This window comes from Streptomyces doebereineriae, from assembly GCF_031845645.1.
Classification (GTDB): Bacteria; Actinomycetota; Actinomycetes; order Streptomycetales; family Streptomycetaceae; genus Streptomyces; species Streptomyces canus.
This window is the reverse complement of the sequence record NZ_JAVREZ010000105.1, coordinates 1-544: the sequence shown is the minus strand read 5'-3', so window position 1 is coordinate 544 and position 544 is coordinate 1. Positions and strand designations below refer to the sequence as shown.

1 protein-coding gene is annotated in these 544 nt (G+C 67.3%); it reads right to left on the bottom strand.

What is annotated here, in order from left to right; genetic code table 11:
• A partial coding sequence (locus RNB18_RS50925; RefSeq protein WP_311720916.1) for a transposase occupies positions 1-544 on the bottom strand: 544 nt, incomplete at both ends.

Genomic DNA, 544 nt, shown 5'->3' with positions numbered 1-544 from the left:
GCTCGCGGATGCCCGTCAGATCCTCCAGGGCGATCCCACGACCGGTGCGTTCCGCCTCGGCCACCACATGTTTCGCGATCTTGTGGTTGATGTCCTTCGCCCGCCGCGCTTCCTTGCGCCGCCGCTTTTTCAGCCGGCGCTTGGCGGACGGGGTGTTCTTCTTCTGCAGCTTGGCGCGCAGGCCGCGCTCGCGGGTGCGGATCCTGTTGAGCTCGCGCCCGGCCAGGATCTCGCCGTCGGAGGTGGTGGCGATGTTCACGATGCCCAGGTCGATCCCCAGGAAGTCCACCGGCTCGGTGTTCAAGGGTGCTTCGGGCACCTCGCAGGTGGCGTTCAGAAACCACATACCGTCCCGCTCCAGCAGGTCGGACTCACCCTTGCGGTACAGGGCCAGGGTGGCCAGCTGCTCCGCAGAGGCGGTGAACGCCACACTCTTGACCCGCCCGCCGGTGGTCCAGATCGACACCGTGCGGCCGGGGATCTGCCAGGACAGCATCCGGTCGTCGTAAGGCTGCGCACCCTGCGGGCGGAAGGAGATTGGCTT